Genomic DNA, 20,262 nt, shown 5'->3' on the forward strand with positions numbered 1-20,262 from the left:
GGGTCGGCCGGCGCATACCCGGCTCCCGGCCGCCCAACCGCGCCGGTCAGGCGCTCTCCCTCGCCACCAGCCTGGAGGGGAACGCGGTGACCGGCGGCATCCGCCGCCCGTGCAGCACCGCGGTGGCCGCCGCCGTGGCGATCCGGGCGACCGGGTGGGTGGCGGTGGTCAGCGTCGGACTGCTGACCGCGGCGTACGGGATGTCGTCGAAGCCGGCGACCGCCACGTCGTGCGGCACCCGGTACCCGCGTCCACGCAACGCGGCGATCACCCCCAGCGCCGTGGCGTCGCTCGCCGCGTAGATCGCGTCGGTGTCCGGCCAGCGGGTGAGCGCCTCCAGCGCCGCCGGGCCGCCCCGGTCGGCGGTGAAGTCCCCGGTCACCAGGCGCACCGGCAGCCCGGCCGCCCGCATGAGCGTCTGGTACACGGTCACCGACCGCTCGGCGCAGGCGAGCCAGCGCGGGCCGGTGACCATGGCGATCCGGCGGCGGTCCCCGGCGTACAGGTGGCGCAGCACCGCCTCGGCGCCCGCGGCGTTGTCCACGTCGAAGGAGGGGACGGCGGGCGAGCCGGTGCCGATCGAGGCGACCCGCCCGCGCAGCCGGGCGGGGACCTCGGCGAGCACCGCCGCGGTGGTGTTGACCAGCAGCATCCCGCAGACGCTGCGGTCCTCGCCCAGCCGGCGCAGGCCGGCCGGGGCGGTCAGCGGCAGCCACTCCAGGGCCACGCCGACCCCCTGCGGGGCACACACCCGGGCCGCCGCGCTCACCACCCGATCCACGTACGGGTCGTCGAGGACCGTGGCGTCCGCACCGGAGACGACGACCACCAGCCGTACCCCGGCGCCGCGGACCAGCGCGCGGGCCGCGGTGTTCGCCACGTAGCCCAGGCGGTCGGCGGCGGCGGTGACCCGGTCCCGGGCGTCGGGCGAGGCGAATCCGTAACCGCCGAGCACCCGGGAGGCGGTGGCCCGCGACACCCCGGCCGCCCGGGCCACGTCGTCGAGCGTGGCGGGACGTGTCGTCGGCGTACCCATGGTCTGGTCCTCCCCAAGCCCGGCCGGAACCCCCACATCCGGCTTGTCCGCATCATGCACCGTCCGGGCCGTCAACGGTAAGGGGTGACGGCGCTTGCCGTGTGAGCGCTCTCAGGTGTGAGATGGTCGCGCAGCCTGGGGAGAGGAAGACGACGCGGTGAGCAGCACGATCGACGCGGCGACCGCTGGCCGGCCCGTCGCGCCCCGGGCGGTCCTGACCGCGCGCAACGGGGTCGCGGTGGTGTTCGCCCTCAACGGGCTCGCGGTCGGGACCTGGTTCTCCCGGGTGCCCGCGGTGCGGGAGGCGCTCGGGCTCAGCGCCGGGCAGCTCGGCCTGCTGCTACTGACCATGTCGGCCGGCTCGGTGCTCGCGATGCCCACCGCCGGGCTGGTGACCCAACGGCTCGGCCCGGCCCGCACGGTGGCGGGGTCGGTGCTGTTCGTCGCGTTCGGCACGGTCGTCGCCGGCCTCTCCGCCGACCTGGCCACCGCGACGGTCGGGGTGGGGGTGGGGCTGTTCGCCTTCGGCTACGGCTCCGGCACCTGCGACGTGGCGATGAACGTCGAGGGCGCGGCGGTGGAGAAGCGCCTCGGCCACACGATCCTGCCCCGGTTCCACGCGGCGTGGAGCCTCGGCACGGTGGCCGGGGCGGGGATCGGCGCCGGGGCGGCCCGGCTGGGCGTACCGGTCGGGGTGCACCTGCCCGTGCTCGCGGCCGTGGTTCTGGTCGGCACGCTCCTCGGCGCCCGCGCGTTCCTGCCGGCCCCCACCGAGGCGGACGGCCCGGCGGACCCGGCGGCCCGGCGACGGGCGCTGCTGGCCACCTGGCGGGAGCCGCGCACCCTGCTCATCGGCCTGCTGGTGCTGGTGATGGCGTTCACCGAGGGCAGCGCCAACGACTGGCTGGCCGTCGCGTTCGTCGACGGGTACGGCGTCACCGAGGCGGCGGGCGCCACCGTGTTCGGCGTCTTCGTGGTCGGCATGACCCTCGGCCGGACCGTCGGCACGATCGCCATCGACCGCTGGGGACGGGTGCCGGTGCTGTTCAGCACCATCGGGCTGGCCGTCGCCGGCGCCGTCCTGGCCGTGCTGGCCGGCTCGGGGCAGCTCGCCGTGCTCGGGGTGGCGCTGTGGGGGATCGGGGCGTCGCTCGGCTTCCCGGTCGGCATGAGCGCCGCCGCCGACGACGAGGACCGGGCCCCGGCCCGGGTCAGCGTGGTGGCCGTCATCGGCTACACCGCCTTCCTGGGCGGGCCGCCGCTGCTCGGCTTCCTCGGCGACCACCTGGGCACCCTGCACGCCCTGGGTGTCGTGCCGCTCCTGCTGCTGCCCACCCTCGCCCTGGTCCCGGTGCTGCGCCCGCCGGCCCGCTGACCGGGCGGCCCGCGGCGGTCAGCGGACTCCCACCGGGCGCGCAGCCGGCGCTCAGGTACGGGTGCTGCACTGGGCGGGACCCGACGAGAGGAGGCCGGCATGGGCTGGTTCAGCCGACGGGCCGCCGACCCGACCACCCCGACCAAGCTCGACCGCGAGGCCACCGGCGAGGACCTGGCCGCGCTGGAAGCGTTCGTGACCAGCCGCCGCGGCGTGGAGTTCTACCTGGAACCGGAGACCACGGCCACCGACACCACGGTGGTCGCGATCGCCCACGACGGCGAGTGGATCCGCCGGCGCACCGGCACGCCCCGGGCCGCCGCCAAGATCGCCCGGCGGCACGCGGTGCCGCTGTACGAGGCGGCCCGCACCGGCTACCCCGAGCGGATGCGGGCCTGGAACCGGGCCCACCCGGAGCGCCGCGCCCGCTGACGGCCGCTCCCGCCCCGCCCTCGGGTTGGCCGGCGCGCCGCGTCCGCCCGCGGGCCGGCCGCTGTTCCCGCCCGCAGTCAGCGCGCTGCGTCCGGCTGCCGGCTGGCGCGCTGCGTCCGGCTGCCGGCTGGCGCGCTGCGTCCGGCTGCCGGCTGGCGCGCTGCGTCCGGCTGGCCGGCTGCCGGCCGGCGCGCTGCGGCCGTCGCCGGTCAGCCGGTCAGCGCACGGCCGAGTACGTAGCCCAGGGACGCCGCGCCCAGCCCGGCGACCACGCTGACCAGCACGTTCGCCAGGGCGTGCCGGCGGGTGCCCGACCGGGCCAGCCGCAGCGTTTCGTAGCTGAGCGTGGACCAGGTGGTCAGCGCGCCGCAGAAACCGGTGCCGACCAGCGCGGCCACCGCCGGGCTGGTCGGGACCCCGGCCAGCGCGCCGAGCAGCAGCGACCCGGAGACGTTGACGGTCAGGGTGCCCCAGGGGAAGACGGAACTGTGCCGGGCCTGCACCGCCCGGTCGGTCAGGTAGCGCAGCGGAGCGCCCAGCGCGGCCCCGATCGCGATCAGCAGGACGGTCACCGGGCCGCCGCCCCATCGGCCCGGGTCAGCAGCAGCCGGCTGGTCACCGCGTCCCCGGTCCAGACCGCCAGCAGCGCCCCGACCAGGGTCGCCGCCAGGTACGCCAGCGCCGTCCCCGGTGCCCCGGCGGTCACCGCCCGCTGCGCGTCCACCACGTACGTGGAGAAGGTGGTGAACCCACCGAGCACGCCGACGCCGAGGAACGGCCGGAGCAGTGGGCCGGCCGGGCGGGCCGTGAGCACCGCCATCAGTGCGCCGATCAGCAGGCAGCCGACGACGTTGACGCCGAAGGTGGCCCACGGGAAGCCGGTGGGCGGATGCGGGAACGCGGTCTGGAGACCGGCCCGGGCCAGCGCCCCGAGCACGCCGCCAGCGGCTATCACGCCGAGCACCGTCCCCGGGTGGGCGGCCAGTTCCCCCCGGTCGGCGGGTACGTGCAGGTCGACGTCGGGGTCGACGGGAAGATCGGGTGATGGTGCCACGGTGCCTCCCACCAGTCATGGGTATCACTGGCAGGGACCGTTGGCGACGGAACGCGGTTCTCCCGGCGCGGCCCGGGACGGCGGGCCCCACCGCCGGTCTCCGTCGAGCATATAGCCCGGCCGGCCCGGCCCCGGACCCGCGCCGGGGGACCACATCCCCCATGATCACCAACGTGGGTCGGCGATCGTTGCCTGACCTGGCACGACTGACGGTACGGGCGTACGGTATGCGGCATCGTCCGGCGCGACGCTGCGCCGGGACCGTCGCGCAGGAGGCAACAGTGCAGGACCGCACCCCTCGTCCGGACGAGCTGGAACCCGTCGAACGGGCCGGCGTCGACGAACTGCGGGCGCTGCAACTGGAGCGGCTGCGCTGGTCGCTGCGGCACGCGTACGACAACGTGCCGCACTACCGCCGGGCCTTCGAGGCGGCCGGGGTCCACCCGGACGACCTGCGCGAGCTGTCCGACCTGGCCCGCTTCCCGTTCACCGGCAAGGCCGAGCTGCGGGAGAACTACCCCTTCGGCATGTTCGCCGTGCCCCGGGAGCGGATCGCCCGGCTGCACGCCTCCTCCGGCACCACCGGCCGACCCACCGTGGTCGGCTACACCCGGAACGACGTGCAGACCTGGGCCCGGCTGATGGCCCGCTCGATCCGGGCCGCCGGCGGCCGCCCCGGCGACCGGGTGCACGTGGCGTACGGCTACGGGCTCTTCACCGGCGGCCTGGGCGCGCACTACGGCGCCGAGGAACTGGGCTGCACCGTCATCCCGGTCTCCGGGGGCATGACCGAGCGGCAGGTGATGCTGATCCGCGACTTCGAGCCGGACGTCATCATGGTCACGCCCAGCTACATGCTGGCCATCGTCGACGAGCTGGAACGCCAGGGCGTCGACCCCCGGTCCACCTCGCTCAAGGTCGGCATCTTCGGCGCCGAGCCGTGGACCGAGGACATGCGCCGCGAGATGGAGCGGCGCCTGGACATGCACGCGGTCGACATCTACGGGCTGTCCGAGGTGATGGGCCCCGGGGTGGCGGTCGAGTGCGTGGAGACCAAGGACGGCCTGCACCTGTGGGAGGACCACTTCTACCCCGAGATCATCGACCCGGTCACCGGCGCGGTGCTGCCCGACGGCGAGCAGGGTGAGCTGGTGCTCACCTCGCTGACCAAGGAGGCGATGCCGGTGGTCCGCTATCGCACCCGGGACCTGACCCGGCTGCTGCCCGGCACCGCCCGTACGATGCGGCGGATCGAGAAGATCACCGGCCGGACCGACGACATGATGATCGTACGTGGGGTGAACGTCTTCCCGACCCAGATCGAGGAGCTGATCCTGCGTACCCCCGCGCTGTCGCCGCACTTCCAGTGCGTGCTGGACCGGCAGGGCCGGATGGACACCCTCACCGTCCGGGTCGAGCGGCGGGCCGGGGTGGCCGCCGACGAGGCGGAACGGGCCGGAACGGCCCTGGTGCAGCAGGTCAAGAACACGATCGGGGTGAGCGTGGCGGTGCAGGTCATCGAGCCCGACGGGGTGGAACGGTCGATGGGCAAGATGCGCCGGATCGTGGACCAGCGGCGGGGGCACTGACGTGGCGGAGCACGACGGCCGTACCGCGGCCCACGACATGTTCGACCTCGACGTGGCCTCCAAGGGGCTCGGCATCGAGCTGGTCTCGGCCGGCCACGGCGCGGCGGTGGCCCGGATGCGGGTCACCGCGGCCATGCTCAACGGCCACGCCATCGGGCACGGCGGTTTCGTCTTCCTGCTCGCCGACACCGCTTTCGCGCTGGCCTGCAACAGCCACGGCCCGGCGACCGTGGCCGCCGGCGGGGAGATCAGCTTCCTGCGTCCGGTGCACGAGGGCGACCTGCTGGAGGCCCGGGCCACCGAGCGGGTCCGCTACGGGCGCAGTGGCATCTACGACGTCACGGTCTGGCGGGACGACGAGGTGGTCGCCGAGTTCCGCGGTCGCAGCCGCACCCTCGCCCGGGACGCGAGGGGCGGCGCGGCTGGCTGAGCCCGGGGCTCCACGACCTGGCGGGTACGCGGCGATGCCGCCACCGGCCGAACTCGTCGCCCGGCTCGGGTCTCTACGCTGACCGTCCACCGGCGCGGCTGTCGGCTCTGTCGGTGGCCGGGGGCAGGATGAGCCCATGGCACACATCCTGCTGTTGCACTCCGTCTACGGGCGGCGGCCCGCCGTGCTGGCCGCCGCCGCCCGTCTGCGCGCCGCCGGGCACGAGGTCACCGCCCCCGACCTCTACGGGCTGCCCCCCGTGGGCACCGTCGAGGAGGGCTTCGCGCTGCTCGACAGGGTCGGCCGGGACGCCGTCCTGGAACGGGCTCGTGTGGCGGCCCGCGACCTTCCGGCCGAGACGGTGCTGGCCGGCTTCTCGATGGGCGCCGGGGTGGCCGGGGCGCTGCTCGCCGAGCGGCCGCAGGCGGCGGCGTTGCTCCTGCTGCACGGGACCGGCGGCGCCCCGGAGTCGGTGCGTCCGGGGCTGCCGGTGCAGCTGCACCTCGCCGACCCCGACGAGTACGAGCCGCAGGACGAGTTGGACGAGTGGCGGCGGGCGATGACCGCCGCCGGCGCCGACCTGACCATCCACCGCTACCCGGGCCCTGGGCACCTCTACACCGACCCGGAGTTGCCCGATCATGACGGGCTGGCGGCGGCGCTGACCTGGGACCGTGCCCTGGCGTTCCTCGCCGACCGCTGACCCGTCGGCGCCGGCCGGCGAGGCGGGGGGCGGGTGGCACCCCTGTGCCCGGTGCCGCGCTCAGGCGACGGCCCGGCGGGAGTCGATCGGCCCGGCCCGTCGAGAGTGTCCTCGTCGGACCCTGTGAAGCTGATGTCACAGACGATTCAACTCACGGCGGCCGGCCCTGAATCGCCTGCGCTATCAGCTTCACAGCGGGTGCGGGGCCATGGCTCGGGCGGCGGAAACGGACCGGTTGATCGCACACGGGTAGCCGTCCTCGCCCGTGCCACCGCCCTCGGCCGTGCCGTCGGGGCGCTCGTCGGGTGAGTGCCGTGGCCAGGCTGGCCGGGGTCCGGGGTGACGCCGGGGCGGAGCAGCCCCGTGCCCGCTCCGCCCCGGCGCCGGACTCAGGCCGCGGCGAGTGCCGGCAAGCCTTCGGCGGCAGCGCCCGTGTCACCGAGGCCCGGTGTTCGTGCCCGGGCCGACGACCGGCCTTTCGCGGGTGCCCCCCGGCGGTGGTAGGGCCCGGTGGGTGGTAGCCCCGCGCGGTGGGACTCGGCACGCGGCGCGCGGTGGTGGGGCCCAATGGGTGGTAGCCCCGCGCGGTGGGACTCGGCACGCGGCGGCGAGAAGACGGGCGGGCCGTCGTCGGGGTGGGAGGTCGCCGAGCGGACGGTGCCCGCGGTGCGCTGCGGGTCCAGGGATGCGAGGGCGAGCGTCCGGTCCGCGGTGCGGCCGACTCCGGCCGGCGGTGGAAGGGACCCGGAACCCGGCTGGGCCGGCCGGCTCGCCGAGGGGCGGGCCGCCGTTCCGCGGGCCGCCGAGGCGTCGGCCGGGAGACAGACGCCGGCATGGAGACCGGCGACCGGCCGACCCGCGATCCTGGGGCGTGGCGCGATGTCCGGGTGCGGCGCGAGGCCGGTCCGATCCGCGATGCCGGGGCAGGCGCTGGCGGGAACGCTGCTCGGGCGCGGTTCCACGCCGACCGCCGCCGGCTGCGGGGTGAGCCGCGTCCGACGGGCGAACTCGGCCCGGAGCGCGCGGGGGAGTCGGTGTCGCGCCACCCGGGCCACCGTGGGGTCGGCGACGGCGTACCCGCCGGGGCCGGTGCGGCGCAGCAGGCCGGCCGCGACCAGAGCGCGCAGCGTCGGCTCGGCCTGACCCGGCGCCCAGCCGAGCAGTCGTTCCACTGTGTCGGCCCGGAGCCCCGCCCCGTGGGCCGCACCGGCCATCAGCACCGCGCGCTGGTCGCCGTCCAGCCGGTCCAGCCGGGCGTCGACCATGCGGCGGACCGCGTCCGGCACCTCGGCCGGGGCGGTGCCCTCGCCGAGCGCCCGGACGTATGCTCGCGCGACGGCCGGGTTGCCGCCGACCAGGGGCAACAGCTTCGCGGCCAACGCGGCCGGGCGACCGGCCCGGTCCAGCAGGTGCCGCAGCAGCCGCCCGGTGTCGACGGCGCCCAGCGCGGGCAGCGGCACCCGGCGACGCCGGCCGCCGGCCCCGGGCAGCAGGTCGGCCCAGCCCGGCCCGTGCGTGGCGACCACAGCGAGGGGGAGCTGCCGCTCGCTCGCCGCCGCGAAGAGCCGGTGCAGGAACCGGCTGAGCGTCGGGGCGGCCCGGTCCAGGTCGTCCACCGCCACCACCACTGGTTGGCCGGCCGCCAGGGCGAGGAGCACCTCTCGCCAGACCTCGGCGCCGCGACCGGCCGCCCCCGCATCCCGCGGTGCCGCGACGAAGTCGGCCAGCGCGTGCGCCGCCGCGCCGCGCCGGGCCGGTGGCAGCAGCCCGCCCAGCGCCGTGGCCAGCCGTCGGCGTACGGTCGCGGCGGGGTCCGCGTCGCGGACCCCGGCGAAGGCGCGGACCATGTCGGCCAGCGGGGCAAGTTCTCCCTCCGGGTACGGCGGGCACTGCGCCACGAACCAGCGGACCGGACGTCCGTTCACGGTCGACACCGCGCGGGCCAGCTCGTGCAGCAGCCGGCTGCGCCCGCTGCCACCCGGCCCGACCAGCGAGATCCAACGGGGCTGGCGGTCCCGGACCGCGCGGACGATCTCGTCGCCGGCGGCGGCCAGTTCCCGCCGCCGGCCGACCAGCGGACCGTGGTGGCGGGCCGGCGCCGGCCTGGCCACCCCGGTCACCCGCCAGACGTCCAGCGGTTGCGTCTTGCCGGCCACCGCCATCGCGGCCAGCGGGCGCTGCTCGACCAGGCCGGCGGTGGACCGGTGGGTAGCCGCGCAGATGACCACACCGCCGGGCGGGGCGTTCTCCTGGAGGCGGGCGGCGGTGGTGATCACCGCGCCGCTGGCGGTGCCGTGCGCGCCGTCGCGGGTGGTGGCCAGGTCGACCACGGCCTCGCCGGTGGCCACACCGACCCGGACCCGCAGCCGGGTGCCGGCCGGCACCCGACGGTCCAGCGCATCCTGGATCTCCAGCCCGGCACGCACCGCCCGGTACGCGTCGAACCCGTCGGAGCCGTGCGCGCCGAACAGCGCCATCACCGCGTCGCCGACGTACTTCTCCACCACGCCGTTCCAGCGGCGCAGCACCCCGGCGACCGTGCCGAAGTACGCGCGTTGCAGGTCCCGGACGTCCTCCGGGTCCAGCCGCTCCACCAGACCGGTCGAGCCGACGATGTCGACGAAGAGCACGCTGACCGTACGCCTCTCCTCGGGCACCGGCCAGCGTGCGGCGGTGGCGGCTGTCCGACTGTCTACGATCGTGGTCATTGGCATCGCACCCACCCTTTCGCCCCGTCCGGTGCCTGACGACCTCCGGAGACTTTCACCACCGGATCGTCGGGGGATCGGTAGGACGACGTATGTCGGCCACCCGCAACCTTTAGTCGCAATGTTGACGCGAGAGGTACCACAAGGGTCTAGAGTCCGTAGAACGGTGCGGGGCCGTGTGATTAGGCTGCCAGCCATGGCCAGCGATGTGGACACCGCACCGCTCGTCGGCCGTGCCGACACCCTGGTGGCGCTGCGGTCGGCACTGCTTGACGACGTCGCGCCCGGGCACACCGCGGCGGTCTTTCTCACCGGCGAGAGCGGGGTGGGTAAGAGCCGGCTGCTGGCCGAGGTCAGCGACCAGCTGCGGCAGGCGGGAGCGCTGGTGCTCACCGGTTCCTGTCTGGACATCGGCGACGCCTCGCCGCTGCATCCGCTGCGGCAGGCGCTGCGTCGCTTCGACGCCGAGCTCACCGAGGCCCGTACCTCCTCGGCGGTGCGTGGCCTGCTCCAGGTCTTCGACGAGGAGACGCCGGGGCCGGACGGCGCGGGTGCGCTGCTGGAGCGGGTGTCCCGGGGGCTGCACGTGGTCGCCGGGGGCCAGCCGCTGGTCCTCGTCCTGGACGACCTGCAGTGGGTCGACCGGAGCACCCGGCAACTCCTGCTCTATCTGCTCGCCGGCCTCGGCGACCTCCAGCTCTCGGTGCTCGCCGCGATCCGGGCCGAGGCGTTGCAGGGCGCGCACCCGCTGCGCCGGGTGCTGACCGAGCTGCGCCGGCTGCGGTCGGTCCAGGTGGTCGACCTGGCGCCGCTGGACCGCGCGGGCACCGATGGGCTGGCCACCGCGATCGTCGGCGCCCCGCTGCCCCCGGACGCCGCCGACCAGATGTGGCAGCGCAGCGGGGGCAATCCGTTCGTCGTCGAGGAGCTGGCCCGGGACCTGCGCGACGGCCGTGACGGGCTCTCCGACACACTGCGCGAGGTGTTCCTGGCCCGGGTCGACGCCCTGCCGGAGCACGCGCACGCCGTGGTGCACGCGGTCGCCGCGGGGGTCGAGCCGGTGGAGCACTGGCTGCTGGCCCGGGTGGTGCCGTTGCCCGAGGCCGAGCTGATCGAGGCGGTGCGGGCCGCGGTGGCGCACCGGCTGCTGGTCGGCGCGGACGAGGGGTACCGGCTGCGGCACCGGCTGGTCGCCGAGGTGCTGGCGCACGAGCTGCTGCCCGCCGAGCGCGCCGCGCTGCACCGCCGCTACGCCGAGACGCTCACCTCGGCCACCGCCGAGCTGCACCAGGCCCGCCTGGCTCACCACTGGCGCCTGGCCGGCGAACCGGGACGGGCACTGCCGGCCGCGATGGCCGCGGCTCGTGAAGCCGAACGACTGTACGGGTACGCCGAGGCCCACCGGCACTGGTCGGCGGCGTTGCAGCTGTCCACCGCCCCGGCGGCGGTGCCGCCCGACCCCGCTCGACCCGCCCCGGTGGGGGTGGACCGTGTCGAGCTGCTGGAGCACGCCGCCGAGGCGGCGCACCACTGCGGCGAGCACGCCCGGGCGTTGGCACTGTTGGAGGAGCTGGCCGGCGAGCAGGCCGGTCCCCGGGCCTGCGCCCTGCACATCCGCCGGGCCCGGTACCTGGCCGCGGCGGGCCGGTCGGCGCCGGCCGAGGCGGAGTACCGCCTGGCGCTCGCGGCGGCCGACTGCACGCCCGGCGAGCGGGCCAGCGCCGCCGCGCACCTGGCCGAGCTGCTGCTGCACCTCGGGCGGTACGCGGAGGCCGGCGACCAGGCGCGGGAGGCGCTCCAGCTCGCCGGCGCGGTGCCCGGCTCCACGTCGGCGGTGGTGCTGGCCAGCGCGGCGCTCGGCTTCAGCGAGGCGTTCCTGGAGGACCCGGACGGCGGGCTGGCCGTCATGCGGCAGGCTGTGGAAACCGCCGAGCGCTCGGGCCGGCCGGAGGACGTGGCGTGCGCGTACCTGCACCTGGCCGAGCTGCTGACCGGGCCGCTGAACATCCTCGAGGAGGGCGTGGTGGTGGCCCGCCGGGGCGCCGAGCGGGTCGCCGAGCTGGGCCTGGGCCGCACCTGGGAGACCCGGCTGCTGGCCATCGCCACCAACGGGCTGTTCCGGGTCGGGCAGTGGGCCGAGGCGGAGAAGGTGGTCGCTGCCGCGCTGCGGCACCGGCCCTCCGGCGCCGACGCGGTGGAGCTGCTGCTCGCCCGCTGCCGGCTCTCCGTCGGATACGGCGACATCGAGGCCTCCGACCGGGATCTGGAGGCGGTGGCCACGATGCTCGCCGGCGGCGGCGCCCGGCACGTGCTGCCGATGCTCATTCTGCGCGCCGGGCTGGCCATGTGGCAGGGCCGGCACGACCTGGCCCGGCAGGCCGTCCAGCGGGGGCTGACCGAGAGCCGCTCCGACGACGTGATCGTGCTCGCCACGCTCGCCTGGCACGGGCTGCGGGCGGAGGCCGAGGCGTACGCCAGCCGGACCATCGCGGTGGACCCGACGGCGGTACGCCGGCTCCGCGAGGTGGTCGACCGGGTGGTCCGCAAGAGTGAGAAGGCCGGTGCCCCGGTGCGCTACGTCGCCGATGGCTTCCTGGCGCTGTGCGACGCCGAGATCAGTCGGCTCGACGACGGCCGGGGCGATCCGGAGCTGTGGGCGCGCTCGGCGACCGAGTGGGACCGGCGAAACCACCCGTACCCGGCGGCGTACTCGCGGCTGCGGCAGGCCGAGGCGCTGCTGGGTCGCCGGGCTCGGGTGGCCACCGCCGGCAAGCTGCTGCGGCAGGCGTACCAGATGGCGCAGGGGCTGGGTGCGGTGCCGCTGAGCTCGGAGATCCGGACGCTGGCCGGCCGGGCGCGGGTGACCCTGGAGGAGGGCCCCGCCGCCCGTCCCGCGCCCCGGCCCCGGGCCGTGGCACCGGCCCCACCGACGGTGGACGAGCTGGCCGTGCTCACCGCCCGGGAACGGGAGGTGCTCGCCGCTGTCGCCGAGGGCCTGACCAACCGGGAGATCGGCCAGCGGCTCTTCATCAGCGAACGGACCATCGGGGTGCACGTGTCGCACATCTTCGACAAGCTCCAGGTCCGGACCCGGGTGCAGGCCAGCGCGATCTTCCTGCGGAACCGTCCGGAGTGAGACGTACACAGGTCGCGGTGAATACGTCGTTCTACTGATCCGGCCGACTCGCGCCGGCTGGCAGCCTGTCCAGCGTCATCGGTGGCGCCGACCGGCGTCACGCCACAGTGGAGGAAAAATGACCGAACCGGTTTGGGGTCCTGTGCACCAGGACATCGTCGGGCTGCTCGCCGACCACCCCGCCGACGTGCCGGCGGTCGTCGACCACCTCACCAAGCTCCAGGACCTGCTGGTCCGGCTGCCTCCGCTGGAGGAGAGCTGCCCCCTGGCGGACTTCAACAAGCTCTACCTGGTCATCACCAGCACCGTTCTCGACGGCCTGTACGACGACCGGTTCACCGACCCCGCCTTCCTGGCCCGCCTGGACGTGGAGTTCGCCGCCCGCTACTTCGACGCGTTGCGGTTCTGGACCGAGTCCAGCCCGAACACCCCGAAGGCGTGGTCGTGCCTGTTCAAGCGGATGCGCGGCCCGGACGCCCGGCCGCTGCCCTCGGCCGCCGCCGGGGTGAACGCGCACATCAACTACGACCTGCCGTTCGCGCTGGTGACCACGTTCGACAGCCTGGAGTCGGAGCCGGTCGACGGCAGCGACCAGCACCGCGACTACCTGGAGATCAACAAGATCTTCGCCGAGCGGATCCCGGGGCTGCGCCGGGGCTACCTGGACAACTGGCAACTGATGATCGACATGCTCAACGGCGACATCGACGACTGGTACCAGGGCGAACTAGTGGAATACACCCGGAACGTCGCCTGGCGCAACGCGCAGAAGATCTGGCGCTGCCGGCACGACCCGGAGGCCCGCGAGTGTGAGCGGCGGCGGTTGGACGACAACGCCGCGCTGCTCGGCCGGTTGCTGCTGTCGCCGCTCGGGTCGTTCCTCCAGTAGCCACGGGCCGGTCCCTCCCCTCGCGGCGCCGCCCGGTGTGACCCCGCCGCGCCGCGCTCGCAAGATCGTGCTCGATCCGCTGGTAGGGCCATCCGGCCAGCGAGGAAGCCACTGCTTCTGCTTCGAGCACGACCTTCGGGCGTGCCGCCCGGACGACGCGCCGATGATCTCCACTGGTTGTCGGGTTCGGCCGGGCGGTGACCGGAGAACCGCCTACGGTCGGTTCAGGGCCGGAAGGGATGACCATGGCGGAGGGACGGGACGGGGCGTCGCAGCCCCGGCGTCCGCGGGAGCGGCGCAACCAGGGGCAGGCCGCTGCGGCGGATCGCGCGCTGCGCGCCGCCCGCGACCCGGGGCACGGCGACCGTGCCGGCCGGGAGCCGATCCAGGTTCCCGCCTGCGTGGCGAGCCCGGTGCGACCGCGCGAACCGGCCAGCCGGCTGAGCCGGTGGCTGTTCCAGCACCAGGTGCAGCCGGTCGGCCCGGAGACCCGGGAGCACCAGGCGTCCGCGCACGCCTGGTGGCGGGTGATGTGCCTGACCGGCCTCGACTATTTCTCCACCCTGTCCTACCTGCCGGGCATCGCGGCGGTGGCGGCCGGGGCGCTCTCCCCGCTGGCCACCCTCCTGATCGTGGCGCTGACCCTGTTCGGGATGCTGCCGATGTACCGGCGGGTGGCCAGGGAGAGCCCGCATGGCCAGGGCTCGGTGGCCATGCTGGAGCGGCTGCTGCCGTTCTGGCGGGGCAAGATCTTCGTGCTGGTGCTGCTCGGCTTCGTGGCCACCTCGTGGATCGTCACGATCACCCTGTCGGCCGCCGACGCGACGGTGCACCTGCTGGAGAACCCGTACCTGCCGAAGTCTTTCCCGCACGGCGGCACCGCGCCGGTGGTGGTGACCGGGGTGCTGCTGCTCATCCTCGGCGGCGTGTTCCTGATGGGGTTCCGCGAGGCGGTGCAGGTCGCCGTCCCCCTTGTCGCGGTCTTCCTCGTACTGAACGCGGTGATCGTGGTCGTCAGCCTGTCGCATGTTCTCGCCAACCCGGCGGTGGTCAGCGGCTGGACGCAGCGGTTGACCAGCACCGTCGGTGGGGCCGGCGACCTGGTCCGCACGTCCGTGCTGGCCTTCCCGCTGCTGGTGCTGGGGCTCTCCGGTTTCGAGACCGGGGTGAGCATGATGCCGCTGATCAAGGGGGACGGCCCGGACACCGAGGCGCGGCTGCGGGCGCGCATCCGCAACACCCGCAAGCTGCTCGCCACCGCGGCGCTGATCATGTCGGTCTACCTGATCGCCACCACGTTCGTCACCACGGTGCTGATCCCGCCCGAGGAGTTCCAGCCCGGCGGAGCGGCCAACGGGCGGGCGCTGGCCTGGGTGGCCCACGAGCACCTGGGCGAGGGGTTCGGCACGATCTACGACATCAGCAGCATTCTCATCCTCTGGTTCGCGGGTGCGTCGGCGATGGCCGGCCTGATCAACATCGTGCCCCGCTACCTGCCCGCCTACGGCATGGCGCCGGAGTGGGGACGGGCCATCCGCCCGGTGGTGCTGGTCTATCTGGTGGTCAGCCTCGTCATCACCGTCGCCTTCAGGGCGGACGTCAACGCCCAGGCCGGCGCGTACGCCACCGGGATCCTGGCGATGATGGTCTCCGGCTCGATCGCGGTGACCATCTCGGCGTACCGGGAGCGGCACCCCTTCGCCGGGATCGGCTTCGCGATGCTCAGCGCGGTGCTGCTCTACGCGCTCACCGAGAACGTGATCGAGAAACCGGACGGCATCGCCATCTCCGGGTTGTTCATCGCCGGCATCATCGCCGTCTCGCTCATCTCCAGGGTGACCAGGACCACCGAGCTGCGCGCCGAGCGGATTGAGTTCGACGAGCCGGCCCGGCGGTTCGTCGCCGAGTCGGTCGCCCACGACGGCCGGCTGCACCTGATCGCGAACAAGCGGCAGACGGGCTCGCTGAAGGAGTACCGGGTCAAGGAGCGCGCGCAGCGCGGGATGAACCCCGTACCGGGCGCCGCCGACGTGCTGTTCCTGGAGATCGACGTGAGTGACCCGTCGCAGTTCAGCCACGTGCTGCAGGTGCACGGGGTGGAGGTCGGCGGTTACCGGATCCTGCGGGCCAGCAGCCCCGCCGCGCCGAACGCGATCGCCGCCATCCTGCTGGCCCTCCGGGACGCCACCGGGGTGCGCCCGCACTGCCACTTCGAGTGGTCCGAGGGGAATCCCATCGCCCACCTGTTGCGTTACCTGATCCTCGGCCGCGGCGACACGCCACCGGTGGTCCGCGAGATCATCCGCAAGTCCGAGCCGGAGCCCACCCGCCGCCCGGGCATCCACGTCGGCTGACCGGCAGGCCGCCGGCCAGCCTCCCGGGACGGCCTGCGGGTGGGGACGAACACCGACCGTGACGCCCCCGGGACCCGACGAGGCGGCACCGCGGGGAGTGGGGCGGGCCGGGGGCGGCGGCCTACTTCGACGGTTCGGGGAGGGCGCAGTCCACCTTCGGGTTGGCGCCGATGTAGTTCAGCGGGCCGGCCACGATGGTGACCAGGATGGTGCCCGCCTCGGCGCAGTTCTTCTCGTCCTCGGTGTAGTACCCGCGCTGCCCGGCGGCGATCGCGCCGATGATGAGCCAGATGACGACCAGGACGCCGACTATCGAGGTGCCGCGCATGGGTTGCCTCCACGGGGTGGGGTGGTCGAGGTGAAGGTCAGGTACCCGCAGCGGGACCGCGGTCAAACCGCGCCGGTGACGCCGGCGCGGCCGACTTCGACCAGCGCGGTCGGGTCAGTGCGGCGGGGCCGGGCTCTCGGGCGGCCGGCCCCGGCTGCGTAGGTAGTCGGCCCCGGCCACTCCGGCCAGCACCAGCATGCTCCCGAGCGCGGCGAGGAGCAGCGGGAGGAAGACGACGGCCGGCGCGATGGTGAGCAGGGCCAGCAGCCCACCGGGGCGGGAGATCGACACCCGGCTGAACACCTCGTACTCGAAGGCGGCGCGACCGGCCAGGAACATCGCCGGCCCACCGAGGATGACCGCCGCCCAGGCCGGCGGCGTACGCCCGGTCGGGTCGTGCAGCACCAGGTCGAACCCGCCCGCGGTGGTCACCACCCCGGCCACCATCAGCAGATGGGTGTACGGCGCGGTGAGCAGGAAGCGGCTGGGCTGCCTCGCCCGAGAGATGGCGTCCGGCAGCAGCTCGCCGGACTTGTGCACGTAGATCCGCCAGAGCAGCAGGGTGGTGACGAAGGCGATCGCGAACGCGGCGAGGTTCTCCACCTCGGAGTGACTGATGCTGTACATGGTGCCGGTGACCAGGATGGCGTCGCCCAGGGCGATGATGAAGAACTGCTGGAAGCGTTCGGACAGATGCTCGGCGGTGATCGTCCGCTGGACGTCCGGGATCGCGCCGAGCCTGGGCACCGGGTAGGCGAGCCGGAAACCGACGTAGTCGATGCCGAGCGCCAGCGCCCAGAGCGTCTCCCGGGCGTAACCGTGCACCACGCCGCCGATCAGCCAGGGTATGGCGGAGACCGAGAACCAGACGAAGACCCGGATCGCCCGGCGCTGGGCCTGCGGTCGGTGCCAGGACGCGGGCAGGAGGTACAGTCCGCGTCCGAGATGGATCGCCACGTACGTGCCGGCGAAGACCAGGCCCCGGGCGGTGAACGCCTCCGGGATGGTGGTGGTCATCAGCAGCGCGCCGAACATCACCACCGCGATGAGTAGTTTGATCTCGGAACGCTGCGGGTCGTACATGTCGGTGACCAGGGTGGTGATCGCCCAGGTCCACCAGACCGCCATCAGCAGGAGCAGGGACTGGAAGGCGTGCTCCCAGGATGCCTCGGTGATCAGGTTGCGCGAGATGAGGCTGAGCGCGACCACGTACACCAGGTCGAAGAAGAGCTCCAGCAGGGTCACCCGGCGGGGTGAATCGGGGTCACGGAGCGGAGGCCGCCCCTCCGCGGCCGGGTCCGGCGTGGCGAAGGGCACGAGCGGCTCCGTGACGGGATCGGTGCGGCGGGCCGTCCGGCCCCGTCACCGACGGTAGCGGCGGCTACCTCAACTCGTGTCCGGTTTTGGGCTTTCCATCCGGCCTGGACCGAGGAGCGAGCCGGCTGGAGGTCGTACGGGCATGGGCTCCGCCCGGGCCGATGGTGACGCGGTGTCAGCACCGGCCCGGGACGGGCTCAGGCCTTTCCGTCGGCGCCGGCCAGCGTCTTCGCCTGCTCCGGCCAGGTCGCCAGGCCCGGCGCGGCGCGCAGGCCGGCGGCCTTGATGACCTCCCGGAGCGCGGCCTCGTCCAGTCCGGCGAGCTGCCGGTAGGTGTGGATGCCGGCGGCTTGGAGGCCGGCGGCCATCTTGGGGCCGATGCCCTGGATCTTCCGGAAGTCGTCGGCGGGCCCGCTGTCGGGTGTGGCGACGGCGGATGCGGCGGGCTCCGTCACAGCCGCCGTGCTGTTCTCGACCGAGGCACGCGGCGCGGGGATGACGGCCGGCTCGGCGGGGTCCGTGGCCGACTCCGCCGCAGCGGGCTCGGCCTCGGCGAGTTCCGGGGCCGGCTCTGCCTCGGCTGGGGCCACAGCGGGCTCCGCCGCAACGGGGTCCGGGGCCGGCTCTGCCTCGGCTGGGGCCGCAGCGGGCTCTGCCGCAACGGGCTCCGGGGCCGGCTCCGGTTCGGCGGCGTCGGTGCTGGCCGGCTCGGCCTCGACGGCGGCGGGCTGCTCTGCCTCGGCCGGCTCGGACGGGGTGGAGTCGGCCGGCTCGGCGGCCTCGGTGGACGGCGGGACGGTGGTCTCGGCGGCCGGGGTGGCGGCGGCCGGGGTGGCGGCGGCCGGGGTGGGGTCTTGCTGGGCCGGGGCCGGCTCCTCGGTCACCGCGGCGGGCGGGGGAACCTCGTCAACGACCGGGGCATGCCGTTCCTGGTCACCAGCGGCGGTCTCGGGGGCACCTTCCACGATGGGCGCTGCCGGGTCCGCGGTGGTGCGGCCTCGGGCCAGCACCCGCCAGATCACCAGGCCCGCCACCACAGTCAGGATCCCGACCAGCCATAGCGCGAAACTCGGTGACACGGCCAACCTCCTCCTCAGTACGTGAACGAAAGTTGCGAGAAAACTCGGGGCAGCTTCCCACACGTGGGTTGAGGACGACAGGGCGGTCCGCGGCTTTCGTTACTGATGGGACGGACTCGTGCCGGGCGGTGGCGGTGGGGTGACCGAGGGTGTGTCGCCCGGGCGGAGGTGGGGCGTCCCGAAACCCCTGGTGCCGTGTGAGGGCTTTCGGGACGCCCGGTCTCAGGCCTCCGCGCCCGGCCGGGCGTAGAGGGCCGCGTCGGCGGCGTCCCAGCTGTAGAAGCAGCTGGCGACAGCGTCCCGAGGGGAGCGCCAGGTTGGCAGGTACGGCGACGTGTGCGCCGACAGCCGCTCGTTGACCAACTGGTAGAGCGGATGGCTGCGGGCCTCGGCCGCCGCGTCCGGCTCGACGTCCGCGAGTTCCATCAGGTGTACGCACAGGTCGTGCAGGCAGTACAGCGACCGGTGCCGGACGCCGGTCAGACTGGGCAACTCGGTCGCGTCGGACTCGGCGAAGAGCTGAGCCACCCGTCCCTCCGCGCCCGGCACGATCCGGCTGACGACCAACAGTCGACTCATCGGGACCCCTCTCGCCGGTGATCCCCCCGGACAGGACGAGGGGCGTCGGACACCGTGTGGGAAGACTCTGCCCGGCCGGCAGTCACTTCTCCGTCACCATTGGCGGCTGTCCGGTGACGGTGGTGAATGGGTTGGCGTGCCGCGGGCTGTCCGGCGGGCGGTGCCCGCCGGGTGGGTGGGTCCGCTCAGCGCGGTGCGGTGGGCGCGGTGGGACCGCGGTGCGACGTGGGGGCGGCCGGTCCGGTGTGCGGGGCGGGGTGTTCGGGTCGCCGTGCCAGATCGGGCGGCTGACGCCGGGTGGCGTGCCGGATCGGGGCGAGGGTGTCGTCGAGCAGCGCGCACATCGCCGGGGACGGTTCCAGGCGCAGCTCGCGCAGCAGCATGTCGCGGTAGACGTAGAAGGCGTGCACCGCCTCGAACGCGTTGCCTTCGGCGAGGTGGATGCGGACCACCAGGCGGTGTGGGGTCTCCCGCAGCGGTTCCGCGGCCATCGCCTCCAGGGCCGCCTCAAGCGCCTCGCCGTGCCGGCCGGCGGCGAGGTGGTTGCCGGCGAGTTGCTCCAGCATGTGCAGCCGTAGCTGGCGGAGGCGTTCGCGCTCCAGCAGTACCCAGTCCTCGTACCAGCCGGGGAGCAGGTCGTGCCGGCCGGCGGTGCCGGCGGCGGACGGCAGCTCGCCGTCCCGGACCCGGGCGGCGACGTCGACCAGTTCGTCGACGTCGAGGTGGGCGGTGTCGCCGAGCCGTACGGTGTCGCCGTCGGTGACCAGTGGGCAGCACGGGTCCTGTCGCAGCCGCCACAGGGCGGTGCGCAGCGAGGACAGTGCCCGCTCCTCGGACGCCTCCGGCCAGAGCAGCCCGGCCAGGTGGCTACGGGTGGCGCCCGGACGCAGCCCGATCAGGGCGATGACCCGTTGCAGTCCACGGGGTACCACCACCGGCACGTCGCCGTGGAGCAGCCGGAAGCCGCCGAGCAGGTGCAGCGACACCCGCGGTGCGGCCGGATCCCCGGCCGCCGGCATCCTTGAACCACCGGTCACGGGCGCACCCCCCTGCACCGGAACCCTCGTCCCGACCGTTCCTCTTGCCCGGCGCGGCGGCCCGCGACCCCGGTGTCGGAACGGCTCCGCCACAGCGCGGACGACGTTTTCGCCGGGCTGACCGGAACGGAGGTTATCAATCAAAGTTACTCTGAGTCAACAGTGTTCAATCGCGGTGATCATCCACAGCGGCCTGATGAAACCGATGTTGAACTG

At 74.4% G+C, this 20,262-nt stretch carries 17 protein-coding genes; 8 read left to right on the plus strand and 9 right to left on the minus strand.

Going from position 1 to position 20,262, the window contains the following annotated elements; genetic code table 11:
- Positions 1-46: 46 nt before the first annotated feature.
- Positions 47-1,036, minus strand: coding sequence for a LacI family DNA-binding transcriptional regulator (locus GA0070604_RS12470; protein WP_091118107.1), 990 nt, complete (start codon positions 1,034-1,036; stop codon positions 47-49).
- 157 nt (positions 1,037-1,193) lie between these two features.
- On the opposite strand from GA0070604_RS12470, the gene GA0070604_RS12475 reads away from it, so the two are divergent.
- Together GA0070604_RS12475 and GA0070604_RS12480 are read left to right on the plus strand one after the other, a co-directional pair.
- On the plus strand, positions 1,194-2,411 hold the full coding sequence (locus GA0070604_RS12475; RefSeq protein ID WP_091118108.1) for an MFS transporter: 1,218 nt from the start codon (positions 1,194-1,196) through the stop codon (positions 2,409-2,411).
- Positions 2,412-2,510: 99 nt separating this feature from the next.
- Positions 2,511-2,843, plus strand: coding sequence for a hypothetical protein (locus tag GA0070604_RS12480; protein ID WP_091118109.1), 333 nt, complete (start codon positions 2,511-2,513; stop codon positions 2,841-2,843).
- Positions 2,844-3,052: 209 nt separating this feature from the next.
- Here GA0070604_RS12480 and crcB read toward each other — a convergent pair whose 3' ends face one another.
- Positions 3,053-3,415: a fluoride efflux transporter CrcB gene (crcB, locus tag GA0070604_RS12485; protein ID WP_091118110.1), complete on the minus strand. Its 363-nt coding sequence runs from the start codon at positions 3,413-3,415 to the stop codon at positions 3,053-3,055.
- On the minus strand, positions 3,412-3,909 hold the full coding sequence (locus GA0070604_RS12490) for a FluC/FEX family fluoride channel (protein ID WP_377592927.1): 498 nt from the start codon (positions 3,907-3,909) through the stop codon (positions 3,412-3,414). Before GA0070604_RS12490 ends, crcB begins: the two co-directional genes overlap by 4 nt.
- Before the next feature lie 269 nt (positions 3,910-4,178).
- Between GA0070604_RS12490 and paaK the strand changes: the two genes are divergently transcribed.
- From paaK to GA0070604_RS12505, 3 genes are all read left to right on the plus strand, one after another.
- Complete coding sequence (gene paaK, locus GA0070604_RS12495) at positions 4,179-5,486, plus strand: phenylacetate--CoA ligase PaaK (RefSeq protein WP_091118111.1); 1,308 nt, start codon at positions 4,179-4,181, stop codon at positions 5,484-5,486.
- A gap of 37 nt (positions 5,487-5,523) precedes the next feature.
- Entirely contained in the window at positions 5,524-5,916 is a 393-nt protein-coding gene (gene paaI / locus GA0070604_RS12500; protein ID WP_091127063.1) for a hydroxyphenylacetyl-CoA thioesterase PaaI, read from the plus strand.
- Between the two features lie 136 nt (positions 5,917-6,052).
- Positions 6,053-6,619, plus strand: a complete 567-nt coding sequence (locus GA0070604_RS12505) for a dienelactone hydrolase family protein (protein WP_091118112.1) — start codon at positions 6,053-6,055, stop codon at positions 6,617-6,619.
- A gap of 389 nt (positions 6,620-7,008) precedes the next feature.
- Here the strand turns inward: GA0070604_RS12505 and GA0070604_RS12510 are convergent, their stop codons facing one another.
- Positions 7,009-9,327, minus strand: coding sequence for an adenylate/guanylate cyclase domain-containing protein (locus GA0070604_RS12510; protein ID WP_244161860.1), 2,319 nt, complete (start codon positions 9,325-9,327; stop codon positions 7,009-7,011).
- 196 nt (positions 9,328-9,523) lie between these two features.
- Here GA0070604_RS12510 and GA0070604_RS12515 point away from each other — a divergent pair, with 196 nt between their 5' ends.
- The 3 genes from GA0070604_RS12515 (at position 9,524) to GA0070604_RS12525 (ending at position 15,706) form a co-directional block, all read left to right on the plus strand.
- Positions 9,524-12,463, plus strand: a complete 2,940-nt coding sequence (locus GA0070604_RS12515; protein WP_091118113.1) for a helix-turn-helix transcriptional regulator — start codon at positions 9,524-9,526, stop codon at positions 12,461-12,463.
- Positions 12,464-12,581: 118 nt separating this feature from the next.
- Positions 12,582-13,352 carry a DUF5995 family protein gene (locus GA0070604_RS12520; protein WP_091118114.1) on the plus strand — a complete coding sequence of 257 codons (771 nt, stop codon included), beginning with the start codon at positions 12,582-12,584 and terminating at the stop codon, positions 13,350-13,352.
- 245 nt (positions 13,353-13,597) lie between these two features.
- Positions 13,598-15,706, plus strand: a complete 2,109-nt coding sequence (locus tag GA0070604_RS12525; protein ID WP_091127065.1) for an APC family permease — start codon at positions 13,598-13,600, stop codon at positions 15,704-15,706.
- A gap of 121 nt (positions 15,707-15,827) precedes the next feature.
- On the opposite strand, the gene GA0070604_RS12530 is transcribed toward GA0070604_RS12525, so the two are convergent.
- From GA0070604_RS12530 to GA0070604_RS12550, 5 genes are all read right to left on the minus strand, one after another.
- Complete coding sequence (locus tag GA0070604_RS12530; protein WP_091118115.1) at positions 15,828-16,034, minus strand: hypothetical protein; 207 nt, start codon at positions 16,032-16,034, stop codon at positions 15,828-15,830.
- Positions 16,035-16,148: 114 nt separating this feature from the next.
- A complete protein-coding gene (locus GA0070604_RS12535) occupies positions 16,149-17,351 on the minus strand; it encodes a low temperature requirement protein A (RefSeq protein WP_091118116.1) in 1,203 nt (400 codons plus the stop codon).
- 197 nt (positions 17,352-17,548) lie between these two features.
- Positions 17,549-18,430 (minus strand): hypothetical protein, encoded by an 882-nt coding sequence (locus GA0070604_RS12540; RefSeq protein ID WP_091118117.1) that lies wholly within the window; start codon positions 18,428-18,430, stop codon positions 17,549-17,551.
- Between the two features lie 222 nt (positions 18,431-18,652).
- Positions 18,653-19,009, minus strand: coding sequence for a TcmI family type II polyketide cyclase (locus GA0070604_RS12545; RefSeq protein WP_091118118.1), 357 nt, complete (start codon positions 19,007-19,009; stop codon positions 18,653-18,655).
- A 185-nt stretch (positions 19,010-19,194) separates the two neighbouring features.
- Complete coding sequence (locus GA0070604_RS12550; protein WP_377592920.1) at positions 19,195-20,046, minus strand: AfsR/SARP family transcriptional regulator; 852 nt, start codon at positions 20,044-20,046, stop codon at positions 19,195-19,197.
- Between the last annotated feature and the right edge of the window lie 216 nt (positions 20,047-20,262).

Origin of the sequence: Micromonospora eburnea (assembly GCF_900090225.1) — a bacterium.
GTDB classification, from domain to species: Bacteria; Actinomycetota; Actinomycetes; order Mycobacteriales; family Micromonosporaceae; genus Micromonospora; species Micromonospora eburnea.